General features: G+C 70.7%; 19 protein-coding genes and 1 tRNA gene. 11 read left to right on the forward strand and 9 right to left on the reverse strand.

All coding sequences use genetic code 11. The features are described 5' to 3' along the window. Window positions 1-28: 28 nt before the first annotated feature. On the forward strand, window positions 29-1,576 hold the full coding sequence (gene hutH, locus FHS44_RS19130) for a histidine ammonia-lyase (RefSeq protein WP_184716419.1): 1,548 nt from the start codon (window positions 29-31) through the stop codon (window positions 1,574-1,576). Here the strand turns inward: hutH and FHS44_RS19135 are convergent. Beyond that, the gene (locus FHS44_RS19135) at window positions 1,557-2,768 is read right to left on the reverse strand and encodes an NAD(P)-binding domain-containing protein (RefSeq protein WP_184716421.1); all 1,212 of its coding nucleotides are present in this window, start codon (window positions 2,766-2,768) and stop codon (window positions 1,557-1,559) included. The two genes, hutH and FHS44_RS19135, sit on opposite strands and share 20 nt — an antisense overlap. Window positions 2,769-2,841: 73 nt before the next feature. On the opposite strand from FHS44_RS19135, the gene FHS44_RS19140 reads away from it, so the two are divergent. Together FHS44_RS19140 and FHS44_RS19145 are read left to right on the forward strand one after the other, a co-directional pair. Further along, window positions 2,842-3,786 (forward strand): LysR family transcriptional regulator, encoded by a 945-nt coding sequence (locus FHS44_RS19140; RefSeq protein ID WP_184716423.1) that lies wholly within the window; start codon window positions 2,842-2,844, stop codon window positions 3,784-3,786. 70 nt (window positions 3,787-3,856) lie between these two features. Continuing rightward, on the forward strand, window positions 3,857-4,687 hold the full coding sequence (locus tag FHS44_RS19145; protein ID WP_184716425.1) for an aminotransferase class IV: 831 nt from the start codon (window positions 3,857-3,859) through the stop codon (window positions 4,685-4,687). Between the two features lie 60 nt (window positions 4,688-4,747). Here the strand turns inward: FHS44_RS19145 and FHS44_RS19150 are convergent, their stop codons facing one another. After that, window positions 4,748-5,164 carry an SsgA family sporulation/cell division regulator gene (locus FHS44_RS19150; protein ID WP_089210725.1) on the reverse strand — a complete coding sequence of 139 codons (417 nt, stop codon included), beginning with the start codon at window positions 5,162-5,164 and terminating at the stop codon, window positions 4,748-4,750. Window positions 5,165-5,626: 462 nt separating this feature from the next. Between FHS44_RS19150 and FHS44_RS19155 the strand changes: the two genes are divergently transcribed. From FHS44_RS19155 to FHS44_RS19170, 4 genes are all read left to right on the forward strand, one after another. Further along, a tRNA-Val gene (locus FHS44_RS19155) sits at window positions 5,627-5,698 on the forward strand. 181 nt (window positions 5,699-5,879) lie between these two features. Next, complete coding sequence (locus FHS44_RS19160; protein ID WP_184716428.1) at window positions 5,880-6,611, forward strand: DUF7873 family protein; 732 nt, start codon at window positions 5,880-5,882, stop codon at window positions 6,609-6,611. 434 nt (window positions 6,612-7,045) lie between these two features. Then, a complete protein-coding gene (locus tag FHS44_RS19165; protein WP_184716430.1) occupies window positions 7,046-7,618 on the forward strand; it encodes a DUF4232 domain-containing protein in 573 nt (190 codons plus the stop codon). Between the two features lie 78 nt (window positions 7,619-7,696). Further along, the gene (locus FHS44_RS19170) at window positions 7,697-8,593 is read left to right on the forward strand and encodes an LLM class F420-dependent oxidoreductase (RefSeq protein WP_184716432.1); all 897 of its coding nucleotides are present in this window, start codon (window positions 7,697-7,699) and stop codon (window positions 8,591-8,593) included. On the opposite strand, the gene FHS44_RS19175 is transcribed toward FHS44_RS19170, so the two are convergent. The 3 genes from FHS44_RS19175 to dapD form a co-directional block, all read right to left on the reverse strand. Further along, window positions 8,577-8,837 carry a hypothetical protein gene (locus tag FHS44_RS19175; protein ID WP_184716434.1) on the reverse strand — a complete coding sequence of 87 codons (261 nt, stop codon included), beginning with the start codon at window positions 8,835-8,837 and terminating at the stop codon, window positions 8,577-8,579. The two genes, FHS44_RS19170 and FHS44_RS19175, sit on opposite strands and share 17 nt — an antisense overlap. An 18-nt stretch (window positions 8,838-8,855) precedes the next feature. Beyond that, complete coding sequence (locus tag FHS44_RS19180) at window positions 8,856-9,467, reverse strand: phosphatase PAP2 family protein (protein WP_184716436.1); 612 nt, start codon at window positions 9,465-9,467, stop codon at window positions 8,856-8,858. 112 nt (window positions 9,468-9,579) lie between these two features. Further along, entirely contained in the window at window positions 9,580-10,569 is a 990-nt protein-coding gene (gene dapD, locus FHS44_RS19185) for a 2,3,4,5-tetrahydropyridine-2,6-dicarboxylate N-succinyltransferase (RefSeq protein WP_184716437.1), read from the reverse strand. Between the two features lie 93 nt (window positions 10,570-10,662). Between dapD and FHS44_RS19190 the strand changes: the two genes are divergently transcribed. Further along, a complete protein-coding gene (locus tag FHS44_RS19190; RefSeq protein ID WP_184716438.1) occupies window positions 10,663-11,301 on the forward strand; it encodes a glycoside hydrolase family 25 protein in 639 nt (212 codons plus the stop codon). 60 nt (window positions 11,302-11,361) lie between these two features. Beyond that, a complete protein-coding gene (thrS, locus tag FHS44_RS19195) occupies window positions 11,362-13,329 on the forward strand; it encodes a threonine--tRNA ligase (RefSeq protein ID WP_184716439.1) in 1,968 nt (655 codons plus the stop codon). Between the two features lie 56 nt (window positions 13,330-13,385). Here the strand turns inward: thrS and FHS44_RS19200 are convergent, their stop codons facing one another. Beyond that, window positions 13,386-13,925 (reverse strand): Asp23/Gls24 family envelope stress response protein, encoded by a 540-nt coding sequence (locus FHS44_RS19200; RefSeq protein WP_184716440.1) that lies wholly within the window; start codon window positions 13,923-13,925, stop codon window positions 13,386-13,388. 125 nt (window positions 13,926-14,050) lie between these two features. Here FHS44_RS19200 and FHS44_RS19205 point away from each other — a divergent pair, with 125 nt between their 5' ends. Next, complete coding sequence (locus FHS44_RS19205; RefSeq protein WP_246435619.1) at window positions 14,051-14,605, forward strand: HIT family protein; 555 nt, start codon at window positions 14,051-14,053, stop codon at window positions 14,603-14,605. On the opposite strand, the gene FHS44_RS19210 is transcribed toward FHS44_RS19205, so the two are convergent. The 3 genes from FHS44_RS19210 to FHS44_RS19220 form a co-directional block, all read right to left on the reverse strand. Further along, a complete protein-coding gene (locus tag FHS44_RS19210; protein ID WP_184716442.1) occupies window positions 14,548-16,695 on the reverse strand; it encodes a hypothetical protein in 2,148 nt (715 codons plus the stop codon). The genes FHS44_RS19205 and FHS44_RS19210 overlap by 58 nt on opposite strands. Window positions 16,696-16,799: 104 nt before the next feature. Continuing rightward, window positions 16,800-18,434 carry a glycoside hydrolase family 10-like protein gene (locus tag FHS44_RS19215; protein ID WP_184716444.1) on the reverse strand — a complete coding sequence of 545 codons (1,635 nt, stop codon included), beginning with the start codon at window positions 18,432-18,434 and terminating at the stop codon, window positions 16,800-16,802. Between the two features lie 127 nt (window positions 18,435-18,561). After that, on the reverse strand, window positions 18,562-20,694 hold the full coding sequence (locus tag FHS44_RS19220) for an elongation factor G-like protein EF-G2 (RefSeq protein ID WP_184716446.1): 2,133 nt from the start codon (window positions 20,692-20,694) through the stop codon (window positions 18,562-18,564). A 199-nt stretch (window positions 20,695-20,893) separates the two neighbouring features. Between FHS44_RS19220 and pgsA the strand changes: the two genes are divergently transcribed. After that, window positions 20,894-21,511 (forward strand): phosphatidylinositol phosphate synthase, encoded by a 618-nt coding sequence (gene pgsA, locus FHS44_RS19225; protein WP_184716448.1) that lies wholly within the window; start codon window positions 20,894-20,896, stop codon window positions 21,509-21,511.

Below are 21,511 nucleotides of genomic sequence, written 5' to 3' on the forward strand. Positions count from 1 at the left end.
GACGCGTTGAGTTCGAGAGAGTGACGCCATGGGTGACAGAGCGGTCGTGAACGTCGGGCCGGAACCGCTGAGCTTCGACGAGGTGACCATGGTCGCCCGGCACGGCGCCGAGGTGCGTCTCACCGACGACGCCGTGGCGGCCATGGCCGCGGCCAGGATCCGGGTGGACGAGCTCGCCGAGAGCCCCACCCCCGCCTACGGCGTCTCGACCGGCTTCGGGGCGCTGGCCACCCGGCACATCGACCCCTCGCTCCGCGCCCAGCTCCAGCGCTCCCTGGTCCGCTCGCACGCCGCCGGGTCCGGCCCCGAGGTGGAGAAGGAGGTCGTCAGGGCGCTGATGCTGCTGCGCCTGCACACCCTGGCCACCGGCCACACCGGGGTGCGCCCGAAGACGGCCAAGGTCCTGCAGGACCTGCTCAACGCCTCGATCACCCCCGTGGTGCACGAGTACGGCAGCCTGGGCTGCTCCGGCGACCTCGCCCCGCTCTCGCACGTGGCCCTCACGGTCATGGGGGAGGGCGTCGTCCGCGACGCGGCAGGGGAGCTGCTCGACGCCGCCGAGGCGCTCAAGCAGGCGGGCATCGAGCCCGTCGAGCTGGCGGCGAAGGAGGGCCTGGCGCTGATCAACGGCACGGACGGCATGCTCGGCATGCTCATCCTGGCCATGGACGACCTCCGCCGCCTGTTCAGGACGGCCGACGTCTCCGCGGCCATGAGCGTGGAGGCGCTGCTCGGCACCGACCGCGTCTTCGCCGCCGACCTGCAGGCGCTGCGCCCCCACCCCGGCCAGGCCGCCAGCGCCGCCAACCTCAGGGCACTGCTCAAGGACTCGGGGATCATGGAGTCCCACCGGGACGGCACCTGCACCCGGGTTCAGGACGCCTACTCCCTGCGCTGCTCCCCCCAGGTCGCCGGGGCCGCCAGGGACACCCTTGAGCACGCAGCCCTCGTCGCCTCACGTGAGCTGGCCTCCGCGGTGGACAACCCGGTGGTCCTTGCCGACGGCCGGGTCGAGTCGAACGGCAACTTCCACGGCGCCCCCGTCGGCTACGTGCTCGACTTCCTCGCCATCGCGGTCGCGGACGTGGCCAGCATCTCCGAGCGCCGTACCGACAGGATGCTCGACGTGGCCAGGAGCCACGGCCTGCCCGCCTTCCTCGCCGACGACCCCGGCGTCGACTCCGGGCACATGATCGCCCAGTACACCCAGGCCGCGATCGTCTCCGAGCTCAAGCGCCTGGCGGCGCCCGCGAGCGTCGACTCCATCCCGAGCTCCGCCATGCAGGAGGACCACGTCTCCATGGGCTGGTCCGCCGCGCGCAAGCTGCGCCGCGCGGTCGACGGCCTGACCAGGGTGCTCGCGGTGGAGGTCCTCACCGCGGCCAGGGCCCTGGACCTGCGCGCGCCGCACCGGCCCGCCCCCGCCACCGGGGCCGTCGTCGCGGCGCTGCGTCAGACGGTCGCGGGCCCCGGCCCCGACCGCTTCCTCGCCCCCGAGATCGAGGCGGTGACCAGGCTCGTGGCGAGCAACGCGGTAGTCGCCGCCGCCGAGTCCGTCACCGGGCCGCTGGAATAGCGGCGACCACCTCGACCTCGATCAGCAGTCCCGGCACGAACAGCCGGGACACCTCGACGGTCGTGCTCGCCGGGGGCTCACCGGTGAAGTGACGCCCCCGGACCGCGCCGTACTCCCTCAGCCGCGACATGTCGGTGACGAACGTCCGGATGTGGGTCACGTCGTCGAAGGAGCACCCCTGGTCGGCGAGGATGCGCGCCAGCATCTCCATCACGTACTCCGACTGACGCGTCATGTCCCCCTCGCCGACCACCCGGCCCTCCTCGTCGAGCGCCGCCTGACCGGAGACGAACAGCAGGTCCCCAACCCTGGTCGCGTGGGAGTAGTACCCGTTGGTCGCCGGGACCGAGGCCGGGTTCACCTTCCGCACCCTGCTCGCCGTACGGCCCGCCGCGACGTGCGCGAAGACGGCCGTCAGGTCCTGGTCGCCGAGCCCGGCGGAGACCGCCCCGCGCAGCCGGTCCCCGGCCGCCGCCGCCAGCGTCTGCGTCGTGTGCGCTGCCAGCGTCAGGTCCTTGGCGGCGAGGCCGAGGGAGTAGGCGGTGCGTGACGGCCCGCTCTCGACGGCGGGGCGGACCCGCTCGACGAGTGGGGCCAGCGGGGTCTGGCCGAGCACGTCGAGCAGCGTCCCGGCGTCCACGCCGTTCGCCGCCGCGTAGGCCAGGTTCTCCGCGAGCAGCACCTGCGCCGGGACCAGCGCGCTCATCACCGCCAGCTTCAGCGCCGCCCCGGAGCCGGGCCCACCGGTCTCCCGCACCCGCCCGAAGACCGAGAGCACCTCACGGCAGCGGGCCAGGTCCCCGGCGTGCCCCCCGGCCAGCACCGTCAGCGTGCCGTCCGCGGCGGGCCCCAGGCTGCCGAGCACCGGCGCGTCGACCAGCCCGACCCCCGGGGGCAGCAGGTCACGGAGCCCGGCGACGGTCTCGGGGCCGACCGTGGACATCTCGACCACCAGCGTCCCCGGCCGCAGCCCGGGCACCGCCGCGGAGAGCACCTCCCGCACCGCCACGGGGTCGGCGAGCATCGTGATCACGAGGTCCGCCTTCGCGACGGCCTCCGCCGCCGTCGCCGCGCTCACGGCCCCCTCGACCTCGCGGGGAGTGCGGTTCCAGACCGTGACCTCGTGCCCCGCCGTCACGAGCCGTCGTGCCATCAGGGCGCCCATGCGCCCCAGACCCAGGAAGGAAATCATGCCGGTCACGCTATGAGGGCCGAAGGCATTCCACCAGCGACTAGATTTCATGTCAGCCATGCCAAGGAGGAATGTGTTCGACATCGACGCCCTGCGCCTCATGGACGCCGTCGTCAGGACCGGCTCGTTCACCGGCGCCGCGACCCTGCTCACATACACCCAGTCCGCCGTCTCCCGGCGCATCGCCACCCTGGAGCAGCAGGCCGGCGGCCCGCTGTTCGAGCGTCTCCCCCGAGGCGTACGGCTCACGCCCGCGGGACAGGCGCTCCACTCGCACGCGCTGGCCGTGCTCAACAGGATCGCCATGGCCGAGGAGGAACTGGCGGGCATCCACGGCGGCTACCGGGGACGGCTGCGTGTCGGCTCCTTCGCCACCGCCAACGTCGCGCTGGTTCCCCGGGCACTGCGGGACTTCACCGGGGAGTTCCCCGGGGTCGCGCTCACCATGGTCGAGGGGCCGAGCGGGGGCCTGCTGCGCCGCATGCGGGAGGGCGCCCTCGACATCGCCGTGCTCAGCGACTACCCGGCGGGCCTGCCGTACGAGGAGGAGGTCGAGATCGTCGAGCTGGCCGAGGACGAGCTGCTGGTCGCGCTGCCCGCGGGCCACCGGCTCGCGGCGCTGCCGGAGGTGGACCTGCGGGAGCTGAGGGAGGAGACCTGGATCGAGGCGCCCCCTCCCGGTGGGACGACCGCGCTCGACGCGGCCTGCGCCAGGGCGGGGTTCAGCCCGCGCGCCAGGCTCAGGATCGCCGAGTGGACGGGGAAGTTCGGCTTCGTGGCCGCGGGACTCGGCGTCACGCTGGTCCCCGGCATCGCCGCGCAGGCCGTACCCGCCGATCTCGTCCTGCGCTCGCTGGGCGACCTCGCCCCGCGCAGGACCGTCTACGCCGCGCTGCCGCGCACCACCCCGCCCTCGGTGCTGCCCGCGGCCCGCACGCTGGCCCGCTTCCTGGCCGAGGCCGCGCGGGCTGCCGTGTTTTCGCCGGTGGGATCCTCCGGGCCGTCCGCGCGGGCATAACCTGGGGCGGCGCCCCGCGCGGTTCGGCGCCCGTTCCACCATCAGATCCGGCAGTTTCAGGAGGAGCCCGATGAACGTCCCCGTATGGGTCAACGGGCGGCTCGTAGAGCCAGAGCAGGCGACAGTCTCGGTGTTCGACCACGGCCTGCTGGTCGGTGACGGTGTGTTCGAGACCGTCAAGTGCGTCAACGGCGTTCCCTTCGCGCTCACCCGGCACCTCGATCGGCTGCTGGTCTCCGCGGCGCGCATGGGCATGGCGGAGCCGGACGTGGAGTTCGTCGCGGCGGGGATACGCGCCTGCCTGGCCGAGGCGCCGTCGTGGCCGCTCGGCCGGATCCGCGTCACCTACACCAGCGGCCCCGGCCCGCTCGGCTCTGACCGGGGCACGACGGACGGCACGATCATCGTGATCGCCGCGGAGCAGAAGCCCTTCCCGGCGACCGCGGACGTCACCGTCGTGCCGTGGGCCCGCAACGAGCACGGCGCGCTCGCCGGGGCCAAGACGACCTCCTACGGGGAGAACGCCGTGGCCCTGGCCTACGCCAAGGCAAGGGGAGGCGGTGAGGCGATCTTCGGGAACCTGGCGGGCGACCTCTGCGAGGGCACCGGCAGCAACGTCTTCGTCGTCCGCGAGGGACGGATCGTCACCCCGCCCGTCACCGCGGGCTGCCTGGCCGGGGTCACCCGCGCGCTCGCCCTCGAATGGTGCGGGGGAGTGGAGGAGAACCTTCCGCTGTCCGCGCTCGCCGAGGCGGAGGAGGCCTTCCTGACCTCCACGACCCGCGACATCCAGCCGATCAGGACGGTCGGCGAGAGGGTGCTCCCCTCGGCTCCGGGACCGGTCACGGCCAAGGCGATGCGGGTCTTCGCGGAGCGGAGCGCGGCCGACGTCGATCCGTGACACACCACGGGAAAAGCACGCCGCCCGCGGGCACGTGGCCCACGGGCGGCGGACGGAGCCTCAGGAGCTCCAGAGCATGTTGCTGAGCTCGGCGTCGAGGTCCATGAAGTCGGTCTCACGGCCCGCGGGGACCAGCTCGTAGGTCCGGTGCAGGAACTCGGTGAGGGGCGCGAGCGGCACCTCGAACAGCGCCTGACCGAACGGTGAGGTGAGACTGATGTGCAACGTCCGCTCGCCGTCGGCGCGCGCCGGCCACACCTGGACGTCTCCGTCGCCGACCCGTCGCACGATGCCGACGGTCAGCAGTTCACGGGCGAAGATCCACTCGACCGGTTCGTCGTTCCCCACATGGAAGGCCATTCTGATCGCGTAGGGATCATCGGCCGTGTAGCTGAGCCCGGCGAGCAGGGGGACGGTGGTACGGTCGGGGACCACAAGCCGAAGGCCCAGCTCGGCAGAGACGGTGGAGCTGTTCATCGTCAGCCAAACCTTTTTCGTCGTCGGTCCCCTCTGCGGGGCTTTCACTGCTCTGGCGGACTCTCTTCGTCCCGAGCTATGACGCGGAACAAAGAAACCTGTAGGGAAGATTCCGCCTCCGGGCCCTTCTGTAACGCACATCACAGCGCGACATTTGGGCGTCTACCTGGCTAAACATCACTAACAGGGCCATATTTGCAAGGGTTTTGCGTATCGTTTTGGTCACCGTCGACTCCCGCTGCAGGGCGTCTCGGGCGATAGAGGTCGAGCACGGGTCGTACGGTGCTTCTACGGATCAGGACGATGCTATGACACCGTAGCCCCCCGCCGGACGCATCCACGGACCTTTGGTTCGCGTCCGTGTCGCGCCCTTCAAGATCGTCCCCCTCCCGCGTCGCTTCGCCAGTGCCCTCGGATTGCTGTATGGTTTTCCACGTCGGCACCGCGAGGTGCCAACAGGGCGGGCGATTAGCTCAGCGGGAGAGCGCTTCGTTCACACCGAAGAGGTCACTGGTTCGATCCCAGTATCGCCCACGCACATGAGACGCAGGCACAGGCCCTCCGGGTTACACGACCCGGAGGGTTTTTTGCTGTCCCGGGCCGGGGCGTCCCGACCTCGGGAAACGAGCTTCCCGCTCGCTCCGGTACGGCTGTTCGCCTGGCTTGTCCGGAAAATGAGGTGTGACACGTTACGGCGTGGCGCTAGGTTCGTGCCGTGACGAAGCTCAACCAGATCCTCGCCGTCGAGAAGGGCGTCAAGTCCGACGTTCAGCGCAAGGTGACCGACGCGTACCACACGGTTCAGAAGACGCCGCTCCTGTCCGGCATCTCGCGGTCCTACCAGCCGATCGACGACGAGGGCGAGCAGCTCCCGCCCGAGTCGACCAGGGTCCAGGTCCAGGCGGAGAGCGTCCTCAAGGAGGTCGGCGCCTCCCTGACCCGGCTGTTCGACGTGACCGCGACGAAGGACTGGGCGAACTGCGCCGCGAAGGCCGACGTCAGGATCGACGGCGACGTCCTGCTCGCCGACGTGCCGGTGACCTACCTGCTCTTCCTTGAGAAGCAGCTCACCGACCTGCACACCTTCATCGCCAAGCTGCCGACGCTCGACCCGTCCGAGACGTGGGCGCTGGACGGGAACACCGACACCTGGCGCACCGAGCCGGTCAAGACCACCCGCACCAAGAAGGTTCCCCGCAACCACGTCCTCGCCGAGGCGACCGACAAGCACCCCGCCCAGGTGCAGGTCTACAACGAGGACGTCGTCGTCGGCTACTGGACCAAGGTCACCTTCTCCGGCGCGCTCCCGCAGCGCCGTGTCAACGAGCTGCTCACCCGCGTCCAGAAGCTCCAGGACGCGGTGAAGTACGCCCGCGAGGAGGCCAACGGCACCGAGATCACCGATCAGCGGATCGGTGAGAAGGTGTTCGCCTACCTGCTCGGGTAGGCCCGCAGACCCCCGTCCATGAGTGGACGGGTGCGCGAGGAGCGCAAGCTGAAGATGAAGCTCAGCCTGAACACGGTGACAGTGGAGGTTCGATTCCTCTCCCCGGCACCACCGCGCCGGGGTAGCCCAGTTGGCAGAGGCAGCCGTTCAAACTCAGACTCCCGCTCCAGATTCAGCATTGCCGTCGAGCGCCAGATCGACCGAGGTGGACTGTGATCGTTGAGATGCCGGTTCGAGTCCGGCTCGATGCTCTACAACGTGCATCGGTAGTTCAATGGCAGAGCGCGACGTCGTTATGACTGATCCACACTCTTAAACGCCGCTGGCGCCGCGATATGGCGGCTTCGAGACCCCCGGGGACATGGACAGGTGCCCGGGGGTCGCTCCTTTTCCTGCGGTTGAACAAACCCGTGGGACGCGACATCCAAACGGGTATGAACCTCATCGACAGTACTTACAGAGCACGGCGGCTGACAGCCGTCTCCATGGCGGCGGTCGCACTGGCCGCCGTCGCCGCGTGTGCCCCGGCTGCCGCCGCTGAGCCTCCGGCCGTGGCGGTGAAGGCGGCAGGAGGCGCGGCGGTTTCGGGGGGTACGGCGGGGCGCTGCCGTACCGGGGGACTCAGGGCGAGCATGGGCAGGGTGGACGCGGGGGCGGGGCAGCGGTACGCGCCGCTGGTGCTCACCAACACCTCCGGTAGGAGCTGCTGGGTCTACGGCTTCGTCGGCCTGGTCATGTTCGACGCCAGGGGAGACGCCCTGCGGACCAGGGTGCGCAGGGAGAGCGCCCCGGCGCACCGGGTGACGCTCCGCCCCGGGGCTTCGGCCCACGCCAGGCTCCACTGGACCACGGTGCCCAGCGGACGCGAGACCTCATGCCCGTCCGCGGCGCGCCTGATGATCATCCCGCCGGACGAGGTGGCGCACCTGGAGATCCCCTTCACCGGCACGGTCTGCGGCGACGGCAGGCTCGACATCACCCCGATGACCTCGGGCGCCAGGCTGTGAACGCGCCGGGCGCGCATCCGCAGAAAAACGATCAACAGGTGCCTAAACTGGCCGCAGTCACGAGAACGGAGTTCTGTGGTGCGGATCGGACTGTCGCTCGGTGAGCCCGGAGGGCCCGACGAACTGGCAAACCTGCGCAAGCAGATCGCGAGGGCGGCCGACGACGGCTTCTCCTCCGCCTGGCTGTCCAACATCTTCGGCCTCGACGCGCTGACCGCGCTCGCCGTCGCGGGCAACCAGGTGCCCGGGATCGAACTCGGCACCTCCGTCGTGCCCGTCTACCCCCGCCACCCCGCCGCGCTGGCCCAGCAGGCGCTCACCGTCAACGCCGCCCTCGACGGCAGGCTCGCCCTGGGGGTCGGCCTGTCGCACAAGGTCGTCATCGAGGGCATGTACGGCTACAGCTTCGACCGGCCCGCCAGATACATGCGCGAGTATCTTTCGGTCCTGGTGCCCCTCCTGCGCGGCGAGCAGGTGGCCTTCGAGGGCGAGACCCTCACCGCGCGGATCGGGCTGACCACCCCGGGCGCCGGGGACCTGCCCGTGCTGGTCGCCGCGCTGGCCCCGCGCATGCTCAAGCTGGCGGGCGAGCTGGCCGACGGGACCGTGCTGTGGATGACCGGCCCGAGGACCGTGGCCGAGCACATCGCGCCCGCCGTGACCGAGGCCGCGCGGGACGCGGGACGGCCCGCCCCCAGGATCGTGTGCGTCCTGCCGATCTGCGTCACCGACGACGCCGAGAGCGCGCGGGCGAAGGCCGCCGAGCTGTTCGCCCTGTACGGCGAGCTGCCGTCCTACCGGGCGGTCCTCGACAGGGAGGGGGCGGCGGGCCCCGCGGACGTCGCGATCGTCGGGGACGAGGAGAGCGCCTCGGCCAGGGTCAGTGAGCTGGCGGAGGCCGGGGTCACCGACTTCGTCGCCGCCGTGTTCGCCGAGGGCCGCAGGACACGGGAGTTCCTCAAGACCCTTTTGTGACGCGCGCCTTCATGACCGCCTTCCTGGAACGCCAGGCGAGGACGGACAGGCCCGAGAGCCCCGACAGGACCGAGCCCGCCGACAGCACGGAGCCGACCGAGAAGATCGAGACGGCCGAGGCCGCCGAGCCGATCGACAGGATGGAACCGGCCGACCCTATCGACAGGATCGAGCCGGACGAGCCAATGGACAGGATCGAGCCACTCGACCCGATAGACCACAGCGAATCACGATTTTTCGGCATAAGAGAATCATGCTGCACTCAGACGCCGAACGCGCTCAGGGCCGTCCACGCGGTGCCCAGCCCGACCAGTGCCCCGGCCCCCACCTGGGCCGGACTGTGGTGGCCGAGCCGTACCCTGGCCCAGCAGACGACGGCCAGGACCAGCGCCCCCGCGGCCAGTGTCGGTACGGCGGGCAGCACGCGGGAGAGCACGACCACGCTGCCCGCGGACACGGCGGCGTGGAAGGAGATCTTCCACCTGAGCGTGACCGGGACCGTCACCGCGAGGGCGGCCAGCATCGCGGTCACCGTGGCGACCAGCAGCGTCGGGGCGCGCAGCACGACCAGCAGCACCAGCGCGGCCAGCACCGCGCACACGGCGACGAGCAGCGGCTTCGTCCGGCTCGCGCGGTCCACCAGGTGGTGGGAGTCGAGCCGCCCGGAGCGGACCCCGGCCAGGATCACCCCGGCGGGGACCCCGCCGCACAGCGCCGAGGTCCCCAGGCCCCACAGGACGCCCGGCCAGCCGTCGGCCAGCAGCCCCACGACCGGGGGCAGCGCGATGACCAGCACCTGCGGGGCGAACACCCCGGTCACCAGCCGGGCCGTCGCCGTACCCGGCTCATCGCGTGCCATTTCCCGACCGCCCATGCCGCCCTCCCCGCCGATCCCGCCCGTACCGGTTCGCGGGGATAACCTTGGCAGGCAGGCGGCCCGAGGGTGACATCCCGCAGGCCGCCGGGGTCGCGGTGGGCGCGCGGGATCAGTCGTTGGCGTGCAGGGCGCTGTTGAGCTCGATGCCGGTGCCCGTGCGGGTCACGACCTCGACGGCACCCGTTGTCGAGTTGCGGCGGAACAGCAGGCCCGAGGCGCCGGACAGCTCGGCGGCCTTGGCGACCTTCCCGTCGGGCAGGACGACCTTCGTCCCGGCCGTGACGTACAGACCGGCCTCGACGACGCAGTCGTCGCCCAGGGAGATGCCCACGCCGCTGTTGGCGCCGAGCAGGCAGCGGCTCCCGATGGAGATGACCTGCTTGCCGCCGCCGGACAGGGTGCCCATGATCGAGGCACCGCCGCCGACGTCGGAGCCGTCGCCGACGACCACGCCCGCCGAGATGCGGCCCTCGACCATGGACGTGCCGAGCGTCCCCGCGTTGAAGTTGACGAACCCCTCGTGCATCACCGTCGTGCCCGCGGCCAGGTGGGCGCCGAGGCGGACCCGGTCGGCGTCGGCGATCCGCACCCCGGAGGGCACCACGTAGTCGACCATCCTGGGGAACTTGTCCACGCCGTAGACGGTCACCGGGCCACGGGCGCGCAGGCGCAGCCGTACGGACTCGAAGTTCTCCACGGGGCACGGGCCGTGACTGGTCCACGCCACGTTGGCGAGCAGGCCGAAGATGCCGTCCAGGCTCTGCCCGTGCGGCTGGACGAGACGGGCGGAGAGCAGGTGGAGCCGGAGGTAGACGTCGTGGGTGTCGACGGGGGCCTCCGACAGCTTGGTGATCCCGACGGAGACCGCGACGACCTCGACCCCCCTGGCCTCGTCGGGTCCGAGCAGTGTGGCGACCTCGGGACCGAGGGCCTGGACGGCCTCCTCGGCGGTCAGCCGCCTGGTGCCCGGCGAGACGGGGTCACCCAGTCGCGGGTCGGGGAACCAGGTGTCGAGCACGGTCCCGGCCGAGGTGCCTTCTGAGGTAATGGTGGCGATGCCGACGCCATGGGCGCCGGAGGTCTGAGCTGCTGCGTTCACGCCGACCAAGCCTAGTCAAAGCGGGTGCAACGGCCGTACGGCGAGGGTGTGGCCCGCGTGTGTGAGCGCCGTCCCGTCAATAGCCTGGCCGCCATGTTGTCCATGTTGCGTGGCATAGACGTGTCGAACTGGCAGGGGGCCGTCGACTGGGGCGAGCACGCCGACGACGGCGTGGCCTTCGCCTTCGCCAAGGCCACCGAGGGGAGCACCTTCACCGACCGGTGGTTCGAGCGCAACTGGACCGGCATGCGGGAGAACTGGATCGTCTGCGGGGCCTACCACTTCGCCAGGCCGACGGGAGACCCCGAGGAGCAGGCGCGCCGCTTCCTCGGGACGGTCGAGCGGGCGGGCGGGCTGCGCCACGGTGACCTGCTCGCCCTCGACCTGGAGACCGCCGACCGGCTGCCGCCGAGGAAGGTCGCCCGTTTCGCCCGCGCCTGGTGCGAGGCCGTCACCGCCCGCGCCGGGGTCAGGCCGGTGATCTACACCTATCTGTCCTTCGCCTACGAGGGCAACTGCGCCGGTCTTGAGGACCACCCGCTGTGGATCGCCGCCCCCGACCATCCGACGGGCAGACCGGAGATCCCGGACCCCTGGAACAGGTGGACCATCCACCAGTACTCTCACAAACCGCTGGACCGCAACGTCTTCCGCGGGACCAGGACGCAGCTCACCTCGCTTGGCTACCGGCCCCGGCGTCGCGCTGGAAAAAGGCGTGACAGAGACCGGTAGCATCGGATTCCATAGTCGGATTCTCAGGGAATCCAGCCTCACGCACACCAGGGAGCAACCGTGTCGCCCGTGTCAGAACTTCGCATCACCCTCGCCGGAGCCGAGCGTGTGGTGGCGGGGGGCACGACGTACGGCGACGCCCTCGGGGCGGACGGGCGATCAGTGGTCGCCGCCAGGGTCAACGGTGAGCTGAGGGACCTCGCGGCCGTGGTCTCCGACGGCGACCAGGTCGAGCCCGTCGAGGCGGCCAGCGCCGACGGCCGGGCCATCGTGCGCCACTCGACCGCCCACGTCATGGCCCAGGCGGTCCAGGAGATCTTCCCCGACGCCAGGCTCGGCATCGGCCCGCCGGTCGAGAACGGCTTCTACTACGACTTCGACGTCAAGGACCCCTTCACCCCCGACGACCTCAAGCGCGTCGAGAAGCGCATGCGGGAGATCGTCAAGCAGGGGCAGCTGTTCTCCCGCAGGAGGGTCTCCGACGAGGAGGCGCGCGAGGAGCTGGCGGCCGAGCCGTACAAGCTGGAGCTGATCGGGCTCAAGGGCGGCGGTGACGCCGAGGAGAGCGTCGAGGTGGGCGGCGCGGAGCTGACCATCTACGACAATCTCGACCCCAAGACCGGCGAGCTGTGCTGGAAGGACCTGTGCCGGGGGCCGCACGTGCCCAGCACCCGGTCCATCCCGGCGTTCAAGCTGATGCGCACCGGTGGCGCCTACTGGCGGGGAAGCGAGAAGAACCCGCAGCTCCAGCGCATCTACGGCACCGCGTGGGAGTCCAGGGAGCGCCAGGACGAGTATCTCCACATGCTGGAGGAGGCCGAGAAGCGCGACCACCGCAAGCTGGGCGCCGAGCTCGACCTGTTCTCCTTCCCCGACGAGCTGGGCTCGGGCCTGCCGGTCTTCCACCCCAAGGGTGGCGTGATCCGCAAGGTGCTTGAGGACTACTCGCGGCGCAGGCACGAGGAGGCCGACTACTCCTTCGTCAACACCCCGCACATCACCAAGGGTCACCTCTACGAGATCTCCGGCCACCTCGACTGGTACGCCGACGGCATGTTCCCGCCCATGGAGCTTGAGGGCGCCAGCTACTACCTCAAGCCGATGAACTGCCCGATGCACAACCTGATCTTCAGGTCGCGCGGGCGTTCCTACCGTGAGCTGCCGCTGCGGCTGTTCGAGTTCGGCACCGTCTACCGCTACGAGAAGTCGGGCGTCGTCCACGGCCTGACCCGGGTGCGCGGCCTGACCCAGGACGACGCGCACATCTACTGCACCCGTGACCAGATGCGCGACGAGCTGAAGTCGCTGCTGAGGTTCGTGCTCGACCTGCTGCGCGACTACGGTCTCGACGACTTCTACCTTGAGCTGTCCACCAAGGACCCGGAGAAGTTCGTCGGCTCCGACGAGGACTGGGAGGAGGCGACCGCGACGCTGCGCGAGGTCGCCGAGTCGGAGAACCTCGACCTGGTCCTCGACCCCGGCGGGGCGGCGTTCTACGGGCCGAAGATCTCCGTGCAGGCGCGCGACGCCATCGGGCGTAGCTGGCAGATGTCGACAATCCAGCTCGACTTCAACCTGCCGAAGCTCTTCGAGCTGGAGTACCAGTCGTCGGACGGCTCCCGGCAGCAGCCCATCATGATCCACCGGGCGCTGTTCGGCTCGATCGAGCGCTTCTTCGGCGTCCTGGTTGAGCACTACGCGGGCGCCTTCCCTCCCTGGCTCGCCCCGGTGCAGGTCGTCGGTATCCCGATCGGCGACGCCCATGTCCCCTACCTCCAGGACGTGGCCAAGAAGGCCCGCGAGCGGGGCGTCAGGATCGAGGTGGACGCCTCCGGCGACCGTATGCAGAAGAAGATCCGCAACGCCCAGAAGTCCAAGGTGCCGTTCATGCTCCTGGCCGGTGACGAGGACATCGCCAACGGCGCGGTCTCCTTCAGGTTCCGCAACGGCGAGCAGAAGAACGGCGTCCCCGTCGCCCAGGCGATCGACGAGATCGTCGACGCGATCGAGCGGCGCGTCCAGGTCTGACCCGGTTCCGGTGCGGCCCGTGACTCATGGGAGGAGCACGGGCCGCTCACCGGGGGTCAGGCGTCCTGCGCGGGACGGCCGGGCACGGGCTCGCCGGGCAGGCGGACGTCCTCGACGCCCACGTTGACCTCGACGACCCGCATGCCCAGCATCCGGCTGACCGTGCGGGCCACGTTGTTCTTGACCTCGTTGGCCACGTCCATCACGACGTGGCCGTACTCCGCGACGATCGAGACGTCGATCGCGACCGTGCGGTCCTGGACGTGGGCGCTCACGCCCCGCCCGCGCTTGCCCGTGGCTGTGGCTGTGGCTGTGGCGACCCGCTCGCCGATGGCCTCCAGCACGCCCGAGGGGTCCTCGCCGAGCCCCACGACACCGGCCACCTCCAGCGTCGCGAGGGCGGCGACCTTCTCGACCACCTCGTCCGCCACCCTGATGCGGCCCTTCACCACGGCGGCGGCCGCGGACGGGGCCTCGGTCACCACGGGGGCGGCGGCCAGGGACGCCGAGAGGTTCAGCGGGAACGGGCGGGTGGCCGGGGTCTCGGCGGGAGAGTCGGTCTCCTCGGCGATGTCCTCGACGGAGACGTCGGTCATGGGTGCTCCTCGGCTGTCGGTGGTCGTGCTCGCGAGGATTCTGCCGGAAAATAAGCCGCTTTGTCCGCATATACAGGCGGCACCGGCTGGGGACGGCCGAAACCGGTGGGCCTATGCTGCAATGCATGCAGGAGAGTGAGCCGATCGAGCAGGCGGGGGCTGGGGTCCCTGACAACTTCCAGCGACTGTGGACTCCGCACCGGATGGCCTACATCAAGGGCGAGAACAAGCCGGTCGGCTCAGGCCCCGGCGACGGCTGTCCGTTCTGCGAGATCCCGAAACTGAGCGACGAGGACGGCCTGATCGTCGCCAGGGGAACCGCGGTCTTCGCCGTGCTCAACCTCTACCCCTACAACTCCGGCCACCTGATGGTCTGCCCCTACCGGCACGTGGCCGACTACGCCGACCTCGACGAGGTGGAGACCGCCGAGCTCGCCGACTTCACCAGACGGGCGCTCACCGCCCTGCGCAAGGCCAGCGGCGCCCAGGGCTTCAACGTCGGCATGAACCTCGGCGACGTCGCCGGGGCGGGCATCGCCGCGCACCTGCACCAGCACGTGGTGCCCCGCTGGGGCGGGGACACCAACTTCATGCCGGTCGTCGGTCACACCAAGGTGCTGCCTCAGCTGCTGCGCGACACCAGGGAACTGCTCGCGGGCTCCTGGCCCGCCTCCGCGTAGTCTCCCGCGCCCTCGCCGAGGGCCCTGACGCCGACGGACAGCGCCAGCGGTACGGCCAGCGCCAGCGCCATGGACAGCACCGCGGCGCCCGAGTCGTTGACCAGGGTGCCGACGACCCCGCTGACCAGGGTGCCGATCAGACCGGCGCGCAGCGTGGGGGAGTGCTCGAACGCGGCGGGCAGCACCCCCGCGCTGGCGGTGTCCGGCCGCAGCAGCGCGTAGACCAGGAAGGCGAACGCGGCGATCACGATCGGCATCAGGTTCGGGTTGAGCAGCGTGCCCAGCATCGCGGCGAGCTTGCGGTTGACCACCTCGAAGGCCTCGCCGGTGAAGATCTGGCCGACGAACCGGCCCAGGTGCGTCTGGGAGCCCGGCGGGCGCAGATAGTCGAGGTAGGCGATGGTCATCACGATGACGCCGCCCGCCACGCAGAACGCGCCCAGCTTGACGATCGAGACCCGCCTGCCCGCGATCAGCAGCACTGTCACGGCGATGCCGGGCACGAAGGCGATCACCCCGCCGAAGTCGCTGCCGATCCCCGGCCAGCCGCCCAGGATCATCGCGACGCCTCCCAGCGCCGCCACGACCCCGACCGCCGCCTTCTTGTGGCCCGTGGCCGCGAGCCGGTGGGCGATGGAGGTCACGACCAGCAGCACCGAGGTGGCGAACAGCGCGAACGGGATGTTGCCCAGGCCCGAGTAACGGGCGCCGACCACGGCGGTGTAGCCCATGACGCTGTTGAACTGAAGGTACGTCCCGGTGATCAGGTCACCGGCGAGGGTCGCCGCGGTGACGCCCGTGACGAACACCAGCGGCCCGAGCGGGGCACGGCGCCACGGCCCGGCCAGCGCCGCCGCGGCCAGCAGCAGCGTGATCCCGGCGATCCCGCCGACCAGGGCGGCCATCGGCGTCCCCGCGTGCTCCCAGGCGAGGAGGTTGACCAGGTAGGTCGAGACCGGCAGGCAGGCCAGCGTGACCGCGGCGATTCTGATCCCGCCGAGCCCGCGCCTGCGGCGCATCAGCAGGAAGGCGACGACGTAGAACAGCACCTGCAGCACGGCCACGGCGGTGAAGAAGATCCCGCCCATGTCCCTGATCGTCTGACCGGCCCCGTCGTCGTCGACCAGCTCGGCCTTGGCTCCCTCGGTCCCGCCCGTACGGCTCGCCGAGACCTTCCAGGGCACCCCGATCACCGAGGGGGGTACGGCCACGCCCACGACGCCGAGCATCGTGGCCGTGATGTCGGGCAGGATGGAGACGTCCTCACGGTGGGTCGAGGGCGCCCCGAGGAAACGGCCGGAGGCGTCCTGTGCGCGCATCATGGCCACCCGCAGGTGCGGTGTGCCCCCGTGGTCTCCCAGGCCCGCCAGCAGCACGACGGCGTCCTGTGGGACGGCACGCAGCGCCGCCCCTACCTTGGCGTCCGCGAGGCGCAGCGCCCGCGTCCGCTGCTCGGGGGTGAGGGCGTTGTCCGTCTCGGGCAGCCGCCCGCCCGTCACGTACGGCCTGACCAGGTCGTCCACGTCGATCGCGGCGACCCGGCAGGCGTCGAACGCGCCCGGTGTCAGCTGCTCGGGCGAGGCGGCGTAGCGGTCGACCCGGCCCGACCGGTCGGCCAGGGCGATCGCCGCCCCCGGCCCGACCGCGAGCGTGCATCCGCCCGCGGCGTGTACGGCCTCGCCGAGCGTCCCGGTGCCGCGCTGTCCCGCGACCCGGTACAGGTAGTCGTAGCCGGGGATGACGGCGCCCTGACCCTCGGGAGTCGGCTCCGGCGGCAGGCCGCAGCCGTACCCGACGGCCGACCTGACACCGGCGGAGACCGTGAGCCAGCCGTCGTAGGAGCAGGTCACCCTGCCGACCGTGCGGACCGAGAGCGATCCGTTCGCGCTCTGGCCCGCCAGGGCCCACAGGTTCGGCGTGTCCCCGGGGCTCAGGTCGCTCCACAGCAGGCCGGGGACCCCGATCAGCACCACCCGCGCGGGGCCGTTCTCATGGGCCGTGACCCGGACCGCCGGTTGCGCCGCCGCGTGCGCGGCCCCAGGCCACAGCACCCCCAGGACCAGCGCAAACGCGGCAAGCGTTCGCCTCACCAGAGACCTCCCTGATTTCGCCGTGCGTCGGCGACGTAGGGGAAGGTAGGGGAAGAGCCCACCCGCGGTCTACCGGAAGAACAGATTCACCGGTATGAATCGGGTCAAGGTATGACGATCTTTGCAGTTGGACTCTCGTTCTGCAGCCGGTCGAGCGCGGTGACGAGGTAGGTCCCGCTCCCGCGCGTGGTGAAGCTCTGCCGTCCCTGGCCGGAGGCGGGCACGACGGCGACGAGGTTGCGGGCGTCCGCGGTCGCGCACTCACCGGCGTCGCCGGAGGTCACCCGGTAGACGGCGTAGGAGCGGGCGTCGGGGGAGGGGTTCCAGCTGATCGCGCCGTCCTGGGCCTTCAGGTCCGCGGGCGTCGCCGGGGCCTTGCCGCCGAGCCCCTTGATCAGCGGCAGCAGCGCGGGACGGGTGTAGTACTTCGCGACGACCTGGTCGAGCGCGCCGAGCGGGTTGGTCAGCAGCTGCTTGGCGCTGAAGTAGACGTCGCCGTTGACCTCCTTGTACTTACGGTTCAGGGCCAGGTGCGAGGCCAGCTCGCCCGCCTTCCTCCAGGCCGCGCTGTCGGTCGCCCCGACCCGGTAGAGGCCCTGCCCGATGTACAGGTCCACGTCGGTGCCCTTGACCTGCGCGGCCCACCACGGCACCAGCACGTCGTAGTCGGCGGCCTTGAAGCCACGCGGCCAGTACAGCTGCGGGATGACGTAGTCGACCGTGCCCTTCCTGATCCAGTGGCGGGCGTCGGCGTAGATGGAGTCGTAGGCGGACATGCCGCCGGTGGCCGAGCCCGACGGGTCCTGCGCCTTGTTGCGCCAGATCCCGAAGGGGCTCACGCCGAACTTGAGGTACGGCTTCACCTGGTGGACCGTCGTGTCGACCTGGGAGATCAGCGTGTTGACGTTGTCACGCCGCCAGTCGGCCCGCTTGGCGCCCTTGCCGTACTTCCTGAAGGCCGCGTCGTCGTTGAACGGGGCGCCCGCGCCGGGATAGGGGTAGAAGTAGTCGTCGAAGTGGATGCCGTCCACGTCGTAGCGCTGCGCCACGTCCTTGACGACCGCGGTGACGTGGTCGCGGACCGCGGGAAGACCGGGGTTGTAGTAGATCTTGCCCTCGTGCTTGACGATCCACTCCGGGTGCTTGCGGGCCGGGTGGTTGGCGGGCAGCCCTTCCATGCCCCCCTCGAACGCGGCGCGGTAGGGGTTGAACCAGGCGTGGAACTCAAGCCCGCGCCGGTGGGCCTCGGCGATCAGGAACGGCAGCGGGTCCCAGCCCGGGTCCTTGCCCGCCGTACCGGTCAGATATTCGGACCAGGGTTCGAGAGAGGACTTGTAGAGCGCGTCGGAGGCGGGGCGGACCTGGAAGAAGACCGCGTTGAAGCGGTGCTTGACCGCCTCGTCGAGGATCCTGACGTACTCGGCGCGCTGCCGGGCGGGCGTCAGGCCGGTGCGCGAGGGCCAGTCGATGTTCTTCACCGTCGCGATCCAGATGCCGCGCATCTCCCGCTTGGGGTACTTCGCGTCGGTCGGGCAGGCCGCCGTCACGCTGTCCGCCGCGAGCGTGCCCGAGGCCGACTTGGTCCCGGCCTGCGTGGCGGGGTCGGCGGCCTTGGTCTTGGAGACCTTGGCGTGCTTGGCCGGCTTGGCCGGAGGGGCGTCCGGGCCGAAGGTGTAGGCCGCGCCGGTCGTGACGACAGCGAGGGCGGTTGCGGCGAGCAAAGGACGTCCGGTTCGCATGGTTCATCAGTCTGTCATCGGGCCCGAGGTGCTTTGGCCATAAAAAAAGAAATCGTTCTGTGACGTTACTGTTATGTGGCCAAGTCTTTGGGGGGCGTGAGCGGCCACGCCCACGCCCCCGTGCCGGTCAGCTCGCGACCTTGTCCGCCAGGTGGGCGGGCAAAGGCTCGTAGCGCAGGAAGACGCGCCTGAACGTCCCCGTGCCGTGCGACATGGACCTCAGGTCGATCGCGTAGCGGGTGATCTCAAGCTCGGGCACCTCCGCGCGGACGAGCGTGCGCCCGGTGCCGACCGGCTCGGTGCCGAGCACGCGCCCGCGCCGGGAGGACAGGTCGGACATCACCGAGCCGACGTGGTCGTCGGGGACCAGCACCGTGACCTCGTCGACAGGTTCGAGCAGCAGCGTGGGGACCTTGGCGGCGGCCTCCTTCAGCGCGAGGGCCCCGGCGATCTGGAAGGCCATGTCCGAGGAGTCCACGGAGTGGGCCTTGCCGTCGTACAGCGTCACCCGCACGTCGACCAGCGGGTAACCGGCGAGCACACCGCGCTGCATCTGGGTGCGTACCCCCTTCTCCACGGAGGGGATGAACTGACGCGGCACCACGCCGCCGACGATCTTGTCGACGAACTCGAACCCCCCGCCGGAGGGCAGCGGCTCGATCTCCAGGTGGCAGATGGCGTACTGGCCGTGCCCGCCGGTCTGCTTGACGTTGCGGCCCAGGGCCTGGCAGCTGCCGCCGAAGGTCTCCCTGAGCGGCACCCGGAGCCCGATCTTCTCGACCTCGACGCCGTGCCGCCTGCTCAGGCGGTCCAGCAGGACGTCGGCGTGGGCCTCGCCCATGCACCACAGCACCAGCTGCCTGGTCTCCGGGTTGTTCTCCAGCCTGAGCGTCGGGTCCTCGGCGACCAGGCGTTGCAGCGCCTGCCCGAGCTTGTCGTCGTCGGCCTTCGACCTCGCCTGGATCGCCACCGGCAGCAGCGGGTCGGGCATGCTCCAGGCGGTCATCAGCAGCGGCTGTTCCTTGTCGGACAGGGTGTCGCCGGTCTCGGCGCGCGACAGCTTCGCCACCGCGGCGATGTCGCCCGCCACGCACTTGCCGGTCGTGCGCTGGAGTTTGCCCAGGGGAGAGGAGAGCGTGCCGATGCGCTCGTCCACGTCGTGGTCCTCGTGCCCCCGCTCGGCCAGCCCGTGGCCGGAGACGTGCACGGTCATGTCGGGGCGCAGTGTCCCGGAGAACACCCTGACCAGGCTGATGCGGCCGACGTAGGGGTCGCTGGTGGTCTTGACGACCTCGGCCACGAGCGGGCCGTCCGGGTCGCAGGCGATGTCGGTGACCGGCTTGCCGTCGATCGTGGTGATCTCGGGCAGCGGGTGTTCGAGCGGGGAGGGGAAGCCCTGGGTGATGAGTTCGAGGACCTCGAAGGCACCGACGCCGCCCCCGGTGGCGAGCACCGGGTAGAAGCCTCCGCGGGCCACGGCTTTCTCCAGGTCGCCGATGAGGGTCTCGGTGCCGATCTCCTCACCCGAGAGGTAACGGTCCATCAGGGACTCGTCCTCGCTCTCCTGGATGATCCCCTCGATCAGGGAGGGGCGGTAGGCGTCGATCCCGTCCCGCTGCGCGGGGCCGGGGTCGCTCTCAGAGCGCGTGCCGCCGCCGTAGCCGTAGAACCGCTGGGTCAGCAGCCCGACGAGGCCCTTCAGCTCGCCGCCCTCGGTGACCGGGAGGTACAGCGGGGCCACGCCGTCGCCGAAGGCGTCCTGGCAGGCGGCCAGCACCTCGTCGAACTCGGCCCGCTGGTGGTCGAGCTTCGTGATCACCACGGCCCGGGGCATCCCGACGGCCGCGCACTCCTCCCAGAGCATCCGGGTCAGGCCGTCGATCCCCTCCGAGGCGGAGACCACGAAGAGCGCCGCGTCCGCCGCGCGCAGCCCGGCACGCAGGTCACCGACGAAGTCGGCGTAACCGGGGGTGTCCAGCAGGTTGATCTTGACGCCGTTGTGGACCAGCGGGGCCAGGGTCAGGTTCACCGAACGCTGCTGGCGCACCTCGACCTCGTCGAAGTCGCTGACCGTGCCGCCGTCCTCGACCCGGCCCGCGCGCTGCACGGTCCTGGTCGCGGCCAGCAGCGTCTCCACCAGGGTCGTCTTGCCCGAGCCGGAATGGCCGACCAGCACGACATTGCGAATCATGTCCGGCCGGTCGGCCGCGGGCGCCCTACCCGCGGCTCCCGTTGTCCCGCCGGTTGCCTTCTCTGCCACGTCGCCTCCCGCGTCGTTGCCGAAGGAGCGCGGCCGCGTGCGGCCACACCCCGGGGTCCGCCGCCGCGTCCGTACACCGCAAGGACGCGGTGTGTTCACCAAATACCCATGTGGCGAATATCACAAGAGGGCCGAGGTGATCCGGTCGCGGAGCGTTGGATGCGCGCTCACAGGTTGTGTGGCCTACGATCGGAGCGCGATGCTGAAACTTCTGCGCCCCGCCGTGACCCGAATCCTGACCCCCCTTGGCAGGGCGCTCGCCCGCCGGGGGATCAGCCCCAACATGGTCACCGCGGTCGGCACGATCGGCACCGTGGCCGCGGCTCTTTTCTTCTATCCCCGTGGGCAGTTGTTCCCCGGCAGCGTCGTGATCACTATTTTCGTGCTGGCCGACCTGCTCGACGGGGTCATGGCCAGGATGACGGGCCCGGGCAGCCTGTGGGGCGCCTTCCTCGACTCGACCCTCGACCGCGTCGGCGACGCCGGCATCTTCTCCGGCCTGGTGATCTGGCTCATGCTGGACGGGCAGCGGGTGCTGGCGATGGTCGCGTTGTTCTGCCTGGTCGCCGGGGCCGTGGTCTCCTACGTCAAGGCCAGGGCCGAGGGGCTCGGCCTGACGTGCGACGTCGGTCTCGTCGAACGGCCGGAGCGGCTGGTCGTCGGACTGGTCGCCGCGGGGATCGGCGGGCTCGGCGTGCCGTACGTGCTGGCGGTCGGGCTCTGGCTGCTCGCCGTGGGAAGCGCAGTCACGGTCGTCCAGCGTCTCCTGCACGTCTACCGCCAGGCGTCCTCCCCGGCGTCACGCCCCCTCCGCTGA

Origin of the sequence: Streptosporangium saharense, assembly GCF_014203715.1 — a bacterium.
In the GTDB taxonomy this organism is placed as follows: domain Bacteria; phylum Actinomycetota; class Actinomycetes; order Streptosporangiales; family Streptosporangiaceae; genus Streptosporangium; species Streptosporangium saharense.